The organism is Methylobacterium sp. WL6, assembly GCF_008040095.1.
Lineage (GTDB): Bacteria > Pseudomonadota > Alphaproteobacteria > Rhizobiales > Beijerinckiaceae > Methylobacterium.
The window spans coordinates 1-8,007 of record NZ_VRVH01000212.1; the positions used below are offsets into that span (position 1 = coordinate 1).

Below are 8,007 nucleotides of genomic sequence, written 5' to 3' on the forward strand. Positions count from 1 at the left end.
CGCGCTACCTCGCCGTGGTGCAGAGCGGCGGCGCGCTGCCCGCCCTCGTGCTGCGGATCGACACGGCGACGGGCACCGCCGAGGTGCGCCCGGTGGGCGCCGAGACCCCGTCCGGCAAGAGCCTCGAGCTCTGGTACATCGGCTCCGGGGCGTCCCCCAAGGCGATCGGCCTCGTCGGCGCCTCGGCGACCCGGATCGCCCTGCCGGCGGAGACCGCGGCGAGCGGGCTCATCGCCGTGACGGTGGAGCCGCCGGGCGGATCGCCGAACGGCGCCCCGACGGGGCCGGTGGTCTATTCCGGCACGCTGATCCGCGAGTGAGGCGGGCATCCGCGTGACCCGACCCCGATGACCGATGCCGGAACGAGGAACACCCCGGACCTCGCGGCCCGGGGTGTTCCTCGTCGTGCCGCGCGCCGGCGCCTCGGCCGGAGCGCGGCGGCCGCGATCAGGGCTGCAGCACGCCGTTGATGACGTGGATGACGCCGTTCGACTGCATCACGTTGGCGATGGTGACGGTGGCGGTGTTGCCCTTGGCATCGGTCACGTAGACCTTCTTGCCCTTGGACGTGACCACCAGGGGATCGCCCTCGACGGTCTTGAGCTGGGCCTCGCCGCCGCCCTTCTTGACCTCGGCCATCAGCTCCTTGGCGGTGTAGACGCCCGGGACGACGTGGTAGGTCAGGATCTTGGTGAGCGTGGCCTTGTTCTCGGGCTTCACCAGCGTCTCCACCGTGCCGGCCGGGAGGCGGGCGAAGGCGGCGTTGGTCGGGGCGAACACGGTGAACGGGCCCGGGCCCGACAGGGTGTCGACGAGGCCGGCGGCCTTCACCGCGGCCACGAGCGTGGTGTGATCCTTGGAGTTGACCGCGTTCTCGACGATCGTCTTGTTGGCATACATCGGCGCGCTGCCGACCATCGGGTTCTTGGCGAAGGCCGCGACCGGCGCGGCGCCGAGGGCGAGCGCGAGGGCGAAGGTGGCGAAGCGGGAAGCGTGATGCTGCGTCATGGGGTATCCTGACCGTTCGTAGGGCCCCGGTGCGCGGGGCTACGGGCGGCCTTACGGAGCCTCGCACGGAAAGGTTTCGGGCGGGATCGATTCCGGTCGCGCACCGGGCACGGCGTCGTCCGAAACGTAGAAAAACCGCCCGGTCCTCGCGGACCGGGCGGTTTCTGCTTCGACCTCGGTCGGCGGCGGATCCTGCCGGACCCGCCGCGTCTCCCGGCCTCAGTACTTGCGCATCAGGGGCACCGGCGCGGCGGCGGCGGCCTGCGCCGTGTAGAGCGGCGCAATGATGCGGAACCAGCCGCGGGTCTCGTCGGCGAAGGCGCCGACGCCGCGATCGGCGACCGTACGCGTCACGAACACCTGAGCCTTGAACGCGCCGAAGTCGTAACCGACGAGGCCACCGGCCGCGAACGTGCCCTGACGCTGATAGGCCGCAAAGGCTGCGCCGCGGTTCCGGTTGATCGGAAGGTCGGTGAAGCCGTAGGCCACGGCGCCGATCTCGAACTTGCCGAAGGTCTTGGTCGCCGTCAGGTCGAGGTAGAGGCCGTCGGCGTTCACGATCGGGCCCAGCGCGGCAAACTGACCGCCGAAGCGGGCCGCGTCGTCGACGTAGAAGATGTGCGTCAGGGCCGCGGTTAGGTTGTAGCCGTCGCCGGTGTACGAGATCGCGCCGGTGTTGCGGATCGAGGTGGAGGCGTTCTGCGGCAGCACCGGGGTGCAGCCAGCGGTCAGCGTGCCGTTGCAGAGCGAGCCGCGGTCGCCGACGCCGATGTAGGCGCCGACGAGGTAGGCGGTGCTGATCTTGTTGCCGAGATCCCAGGCGAAGATGTTGCCGATGAAGGGGTTGTAGAAGTAGCTCTGGTCCTGGTTCGGGACGCCGGCCGCGTTGTTCGTGCCCACGAACACCGACGGGACCGCGATCACCGGCATGATGCTCGCGCCGAGGACCTTGAAGCCGGTCGACCAGACCAGGATCGGCACGTTGACGCCGACGTCCGGGCTGTTGCGCGCGTCGCCGCGGCCGGTGCTGAACGTGTTGATCGCGTAGACGCCTTCCGGCAGCGGGCCGTAGGCGAGACCGACCTGCTCGCCGGGCTGCGTGGACGGCGTCGCCTGAACGGTGGTGCTCATGCCGACGGTGAGGGCGACCGCACCTGCGGCAAGCCAGGTCTTCATCATTTTCTCGTTCCTTCCCAAGGATTTCCGAACTTCGTCCCGCCGCCTCTGCACTACCTTGCCGGTCTGCCGTCTGCGCGGCTCCCGTGCGAGATGTGCCAAGCGCCCCCTACGAAGCCGGCCCGTGTCTCAACGCTGATAACTATTCTACAGAGCGCTTGGGAAAGACAGTGGAATGCCTCGTATCTGGACAGCGAGAGCCGAACCGTTGCCCAAATGCCTCAACCTTGCTGCGGTGCGGCGGCCGAGCGACGGTCGCAGAAATTGCATTCGAAGAAGCCGGATTCGGCAGAATAGCGCATCCGTTTCAGGCTCTTGTCGGGGGAAGCGTAGCGGGAGGATTCGGCAAGCCCGGCGGGACCGATCGCCATCCCGGGGGGACGTCCCGGCCCGCGCCGGCGGGCTCCGAAAGTCCCGATCGGACGGTCGGGCCGTGCCCGGACGGGCGGATCGGCCGCGAGACAGGCCGAATCGGACGCCGACGCGGCGCGACCGCTCGGCAGATCTTGCCGAGCGGATGTCCCCATCGCCGGGAGGCGGAAGGGCGCGGCGCGCCTACTCCGCGGCCGGCCGCGCCACCGCCGCCCGCGAAGCGGCCGGCTTCGCCGCGGGGCGGCGGGCGAGCACGTCGCGCAGGAAGCGCCCGGTATGGCTCGCCGTCGACGCGGCGATCTGCTCGGGCGTCCCCTGGGCGACGACCACGCCGCCGCCGTCGCCGCCCTCCGGGCCCATGTCGATCACCCAGTCGGCGGTCTTGATGACCTCGAGGTTGTGCTCGATCACCACCACCGTGTTGCCCTGGTCGACGAGCTCGTGGAGCACCTCCATCAGCTTGGCGACGTCGTGGAAGTGCAGGCCGGTGGTCGGCTCGTCGAGGATGTAGAGGGTGCGGCCGGTCGAGCGCTTCGACAGCTCCTTCGAGAGCTTGACCCGCTGCGCCTCGCCGCCCGACAGCGTCGTCGCCTGCTGCCCGACGCTGACGTAGTCGAGCCCGACGCGCTTGAGCGTCTCCATCTTCTCGCGGATCGTCGGCACCGCCTTGAACAGGTCGGCGGCCTCCTCGACGGTCATGTCGAGCACGTCGGCGATGGACTTGGCGCGGTACTTCACCTCCAGCGTCTCGCGGTCGTAGCGCTTGCCCTTGCACACGTCGCAGGTGACGTAGACGTCGGGCAGGAAGTGCATCTCGATCTTAATGACGCCGTCGCCCGAGCACGCCTCGCAGCGGCCGCCCCGGACGTTGAACGAGAACCGGCCCGGCTGGTAGCCGCGGGCCTTGGCCTCGGGCAGGCCGGCGAACCAGTCGCGGATCGGGGTGAAGGCGCCGGTATAGGTCGCCGGGTTCGAGCGCGGGGTCCGCCCGATTGGCGACTGGTCGATGTCGATGACCTTGTCGAGGTGCTCCAGCCCTTCGAGCCGGTCGAAGGGCGCCGGATGCTCCAGCGCGCCGTTCAGGCGCTTGGCCACCGCCTTGTAGAGCGTGTCGATGATCAGCGTGGACTTGCCGCCGCCCGAGACGCCGGTGACGCAGGTGAAGGTGCCGAGCGGGATCTCGATGTCGACGTTCTTGAGGTTGTTGCCGCGGGCGCCGAACACCCCGAGCTTGCCCTTGCGCCCCTTCCGCCGCGCGGCCGGGGTCCGCACCGACTTCTCGCCGGTCAGGTACTTGGCGGTCAGCGAGTCGGGATGGGCCAGCACCTCCTCGGGCGTGCCCTGCGCGATGATCCGGCCGCCGTGGATGCCGGCGCCCGGCCCGACGTCGACCACGTAGTCGGCCTGGAGGATCGCGTCCTCGTCGTGCTCGACCACGATCACCGAGTTTCCGAGGTCGCGCAGGCGCTTCAGCGTGCCGAGCAGGCGCTCGTTGTCGCGCTGGTGCAGGCCGATCGACGGCTCGTCCAGCACGTAGAGCACGCCGGTGAGCCCCGAGCCGATCTGCGAGGCGAGGCGGATGCGCTGGCTCTCGCCGCCGGACAAGGTCCCCGAGCCGCGGGCCAGCGTCAGGTATTCGAGGCCGACGTCGACCAGGAACGACAGCCGGTCGCGGATCTCCTTCAGGATCCGCACCGCGATCTCGTTCTGCTTCTGCGTCAGCTTCTTCGGCAGCGCCGAGAACCAGCGGTGCGCCTCGCTGACCGAGAGCGCGGTGACCGCGCCGATATCCTCCATCGCGACCTTGACGGCGAGCGCCTCGATCTTCAGCCGCTTGCCGCCGCAGGCGGCGCACGGGGTCTCGCTCATGAAGCGCGAGATCTCGTCGCGCGCGGCGTCGCTCTCGGTCTCCTTGTAGCGGCGCTCGAGGTTGGGGATCACGCCCTCGAACGGCTTGTTGACGGCGTACTTGCGCATGCCGTCGTCGTAGTCGAAGCGGATCGACTGCTTGCCGGAGCCGTAGAGGATGATCGCGCGCGCCGCCTCGGGAAGCCGCGACCAGGCCAGGTCGGTCTTGAAGCCGTAATGCCGGGCGAGCGCGTCGAGCGTCTGCCCGTAATAGGGCGAGGTCGACTTCGCCCACGGGCCGATGGCGCCGCGCTTGAGGCTCAGGGCCTCGTCGGAGATCACCAGCTCGGCGTCGATCCGCATCTCGTGGCCGATGCCGCCGCAGGTCGGGCAGGCGCCGAACGGGTTGTTGAACGAGAACAGCCTAGGCTCGATCTCCGCGATGGTGAACCCCGAGACCGGGCAGGCGAAGCGCGATGAGAGGGTGATCTTCTCCCGGGTCTCGCCCTCCGGCACGTCGGCGAACTCGATGTCGGCGATGCCGTCGGCGAGCTCGAGCGCCGTCTCGAAGGAATCGGCGAGCCGGCTCGCGATGTCGGCCCGCACCACGATCCGGTCCACCACCACGTCGATGTCGTGCTTGAGCTTCTTGTCGAGCTTCGGCACGTCGTCGATCGGGTAGTACTCGCCGTCGATCCGCAGGCGCTGGAAGCCCTTCTTCTGGAACTCGGCGATCTCCTTACGGTACTCGCCCTTGCGGCCGCGGACCACGGGCGCGAGCAGGTAGAGCCGGCTCTTCTCGGGCAGCGCCAGGACGCGGTCGACCATCTGCTGCACGGTCTGGCTCTCGATCGGCAGGCCGGTGGCCGGCGAGTACGGGATGCCGACGCGGGCCCAGAGCAGGCGCATGTAGTCGTAGATCTCGGTGACGGTCCCCACCGTGGAGCGCGGGTTCTTCGAGGTGGTCTTCTGCTCGATCGAGATCGCCGGCGAGAGCCCGTCGATCTGGTCGACGTCGGGCTTGGACATCATCTCCAGGAACTGGCGCGCATAGGCCGAGAGCGACTCGACGTAGCGGCGCTGGCCCTCGGCGTAGATCGTGTCGAAGGCGAGCGACGACTTGCCGGAGCCCGAGAGCCCGGTGAACACCACGAGCTTGTCGCGCGGGATCGTCAGGTCGATGTTCTTCAGGTTGTGCTCGCGGGCGCCGCGCACCGAGATCACCCGCCGGTCGCGCTCCGCCGGCGTCTCCCGGTCGAACAGGCGCTCGAGCTTCGCGTCGACACCGGCCTCGGCCTCGACCGCCCGCGCGGCCGGGTTCGCCTTCGCGGGCTTCCGGGCGGGCGGCGCTTTCGCGGCGGGCGTCTTGGCAGCAGGCGTCTTATCGGCAGCAGGCGTCTTGTTGCCAGCAGGCGTCTTGGCGGCGACGGCTTTGGCCATGGCGGGGGCGGTCTTTCGAGGCGTCGACACGGGCGGGATCCGGCGATCGCGAAAGCGACCGCCGCGCCGGGTCATGTCGTCCGTCCGAAGCCTTCGGCAAGGTGCGGCGGGCGGGACGCAGGCCCGGCATGCTCGCGTGTCTGCTAGAACGAAACGCGTACGTGGGCAACTCGGCCCTTGTTCCGCGACGCGTCCGGCCCTGCGGCCACCCGCATTTTTTCGCTGCGCCGGCCCCGTTCGGGGGGCGGCCGACGACCAGGATCACCGCGCGCCCGTGCCGGGCGCGCGGCCCCGGCGGGATTACTGCATCGCCTTCATCGCCGCCTCGGACGAGGAGGCCTTCGGGTTGGCCTTGCAGTAGGCGCGCATCTTCGCGTCCATCGCGGCCGCCTGCGGGTCGGCGGCGATCATCGCCTTGTCGGCGGCGCTCATCGAGGCCTGCGCCTGCGCGTCGGCCTTGAGATAGTCGGCGCAGGACATGTCGCCGGTCTGGGCCCGGTCGGCGGCGAGGCCGGCGATCAGCAGGCTCGCGGCGAGGATGGTACGGATCATGATGGCCTCCCAAGGGTACGCCCGGCGTCGTCGCGGCCGACCCGCCGCGCGCGCTCTCGGCGCCTCGTGATAGGGCGGCGCCGGGCGCGGCGTCTTGATCGGGCGTCCGGAATGCATGCCGCCGCGTCCCGATCCGTCGGCGGGATCGCGGATCTTCGCGCAGGTCCGGAAGTCGTGCCCGGGGGTCGCCCCGACGACGCGTCCGCATCGCCCGCCGATGTCCTGGTGTCCGGGTCCGCGAATACGCTGCCGACGGGCTCCCGTCGTTGAAGATCGCGCCCGCGACGATCGAACAGCGCATCGACCTGTGATGGCAACAGCGTCTTTACCCGTTGTAGCGCAGTCGTCCGTATCGACGCGGTGCGAAGACTTGGGATGCGTGGGCGAATGAAGACCGGTGTTCCGATGTCCTTGCGGGGACGCATCGTGGCGGTGGCGCTGGCGCCCTGCCTCGCCTTCGCTGCGGTGGCCGGTGTCGCGATCTCCGACCGGATGGCGCAGCGCGCCGAGATGGTCCAGGTCGAGGACCTTGTCGGCCTCGCCTCGCGGATCAGCGCCTTCGCGCACGAGGGCCAGCGCGAGCGCGGCGCCTCCAGCCTGTTCCTCGCCTCGAAGGGATCGCAGTTCAAGGCGAAGCTGGTCGCGCAGCGCGCCCGCACCGACGCCGCGCGCCAGGGCCTCGCCGCCGCCGTCACGGCCGGCGCGGCGGCCTACGGCCCCGCCTTCACCCGCAAGGCCAACGCCTTCGCGCAGGCGCTCGACGGCCTGGACGCGCAGCGCAACGCCGTCGACGCGCTGAAGCCGACGGCGCCCCAGGCGGCCGCCGCCTATACCGGTCTGATCGGCGAAGGCCTCGGGCTGGTCCGCGCCCTGTCGGGCGTGATCGGCCCCGTCGGGATCGCCAACCACGCCGCCTCCTACGCCGCCTTCTTGACGATGAAGGAATATGCCGGCCAGGAGCGTGCCGCCGCCTCCGCCGCCTTCGCCGCCGGCAGCCTCGACCTCGCCGGGATCCGCCGCCTCGCCACCCTCCAGGCCGACCAGGCCACCTACGAGGGCCTGTTCCGGACCCGGGCGGAGCCGGCGCAAGGAGCCCTGCTCGATGCCGCGGAGGCCACCGCCCCGGCGCGGGAGGTGGCGCGCCTGCGCAAGGTCGCCCTCGAGACCATGCCCGGCGAGGCCCTGGCCTTCCGCGACGCCCCGCTCTGGTTCCGCCTCGCGACCCAGCGCATCGACGGCCTCAAGGCGGTCGAAGACCACCTCACCGCCGACCTCGCCGCGGAGGCCGGCGGCGTTCGCGCGACGGCCGAACGGGCGCTCGCGATCTGGTCGGGGGCGGCGCTCGCGATCTTCCTGCTGACGGGCGCTCTCGCCTTCGGCCTCGGCACCGCGGTGGCCCGGCCGCTGATCCGGATGTCGCGGGCGCTCACCGCCATCGGCCGCGGCGACGACGACGTGGCGATTCCCCAGGGCGGCCCGATCGAGGTCCGCGCCATCGCCGCCGCGGCGATCGAGTTCCGCGACAACGTCGCCGAGCGCCGCCGCCGCCGCGCGGCGCAGGAGCGGATGTCGGCCGACGCCGAGCTGGCCCGGCGCGCGGCGGCGCTCGAG

7 protein-coding genes are annotated in these 8,007 nt (G+C 70.7%); 2 read left to right on the top strand and 5 right to left on the bottom strand.

The features are described from left to right. Positions 1–320, top strand: a 320-nt coding sequence (locus FV230_RS20920) for an anti-sigma factor (protein ID WP_187275571.1), incomplete at its 5' end; no start/stop codon positions are given. A 127-nt stretch (positions 321–447) separates the two neighbouring features. Here the strand turns inward: FV230_RS20920 and FV230_RS20925 are convergent. From FV230_RS20925 to FV230_RS20940, 5 genes are all read right to left on the bottom strand, one after another. Continuing rightward, on the bottom strand, positions 448–1,008 hold the full coding sequence (locus FV230_RS20925; RefSeq protein WP_147843759.1) for a fasciclin domain-containing protein: 561 nt from the start codon (positions 1,006–1,008) through the stop codon (positions 448–450). 219 nt (positions 1,009–1,227) lie between these two features. Next, a complete protein-coding gene (locus FV230_RS20930; protein WP_147843760.1) occupies positions 1,228–2,187 on the bottom strand; it encodes a transporter in 960 nt (319 codons plus the stop codon). A gap of 218 nt (positions 2,188–2,405) precedes the next feature. After that, entirely contained in the window at positions 2,406–2,555 is a 150-nt protein-coding gene (locus tag FV230_RS29845; protein ID WP_187275572.1) for a hypothetical protein, read from the bottom strand. A 184-nt stretch (positions 2,556–2,739) separates the two neighbouring features. After that, positions 2,740–5,844 carry an excinuclease ABC subunit UvrA gene (uvrA, locus tag FV230_RS20935; protein WP_147843763.1) on the bottom strand — a complete coding sequence of 1,035 codons (3,105 nt, stop codon included), beginning with the start codon at positions 5,842–5,844 and terminating at the stop codon, positions 2,740–2,742. Between the two features lie 300 nt (positions 5,845–6,144). Further along, on the bottom strand, positions 6,145–6,396 hold the full coding sequence (locus FV230_RS20940; protein WP_147843761.1) for a hypothetical protein: 252 nt from the start codon (positions 6,394–6,396) through the stop codon (positions 6,145–6,147). A 387-nt stretch (positions 6,397–6,783) separates the two neighbouring features. Here FV230_RS20940 and FV230_RS20945 point away from each other — a divergent pair. Beyond that, positions 6,784–8,007 (top strand): nitrate- and nitrite sensing domain-containing protein (locus FV230_RS20945; RefSeq protein ID WP_147843762.1); only part of this gene is annotated, 1,224 nt, incomplete at its 3' end.